Annotated in this window: 1 protein-coding gene; it reads right to left on the bottom strand. The window is 59.0% G+C overall.

All coding sequences use genetic code 11. From position 1 onward, the window contains the following. Nucleotides 1-5: 5 nt before the first annotated feature. The gene (locus HV773_RS36490) at nt 6-1,037 is read right to left on the bottom strand and encodes an IS1595 family transposase (RefSeq protein ID WP_129561771.1); all 1,032 of its coding nucleotides are present in this window, start codon (nt 1,035-1,037) and stop codon (nt 6-8) included. Between the last annotated feature and the right edge of the window lie 41 nt (nt 1,038-1,078).

Genomic DNA, 1,078 nt, shown 5'->3' with positions numbered 1-1,078 from the left:
AAGGGCTATCCATTTAGCTCCACAATTTCGCATTGTGGAGATTTCTGGCCTTTGCGGCGTGATTTCCGAACCACTACGTCGTCGTAGGTAATCGGTGCAGTCACGACCGCCTGCTCAAGCAAGCGATAGAAGAGTAGCCCTCGCGAGCGCGAGGTGCGACGGTTGAAGCGAAACACGAACTCGTCCAGATAATGGTCAAGCTGATCAGGTTTGACTGCGCCTTGATGCGTACCGAGCAGCCACCGCTTGAGCAACGAGGCGACCCGGTGCACGCCTGGCAACACCACATGTGCCGGCGCAAGCGAACCCGGCGTGACCGTTCTCACGATAGTTCGCTCGTGCCCATAAATTTCGCCCAAGGGGACGTAGATCGGTGCACCGTCGGTTCGAATCACAGAGCCCGGCACTACGACCTCCTTCACAAAAGGTAGAACGTTAGCGGCACTTTCCTCATCGATCCGTCGCAAGCGGATGCGTCCGAATCCTTTGGGCTCCAGGATCTCTACGGCGATAACGATCACTGCCTTGGTTGTGCGCTGGCTCTCGCCTGTGCTGCGAGCACTTTTCCGACGTTCCCGGATAGCCAGATAGCTTTGATCGACCTCGACTACGCCCTTGAGCTGTTCGCGTCCGGGACGGACCATCGCCCGGCGAAAACGGTGCAACATGGTCCATGCCGTCTGGTAGCTGCCCAGCCCGAGAACCCGTTGCAACCCGAGCGCGCTGGCGCCTGACTTCTGACTCGTGATGTACCACGCCGCAGCCAGCCACACCTTCAGTGGGGTACGGGTTTTGTCGAAGATCGTGCCCGACGTCACGGTGCATTGAAACCGGCATGCCCGGCAGACCAGCCGGGCTCGATCAGCACGATACGGCTCATCGCGACATGCGCAGCGCGGACAAACAAAACCCTCACGCCAGCGCAATCGTTCGAGGTAACGTAGGCAATCGGATTCACCGGAAAACCAGTCTTCGAACTGGCTCCACGTTTGCGGATAGTCCTGGCCGGCAACGGGCGTACGCTGGGCTTCGCTCATTCCGCCATCATGGCTCAGGTGGAGCTAGATGGATAGCCCTT

Source organism: Paraburkholderia caffeinitolerans (genome assembly GCF_902859945.1).
Classification (GTDB): Bacteria; Pseudomonadota; Gammaproteobacteria; order Burkholderiales; family Burkholderiaceae; genus Paraburkholderia; species Paraburkholderia caffeinitolerans.
The sequence above is the reverse complement of the archived record's forward strand: the minus strand, read 5'-3'. Positions and strand labels throughout refer to the sequence as shown.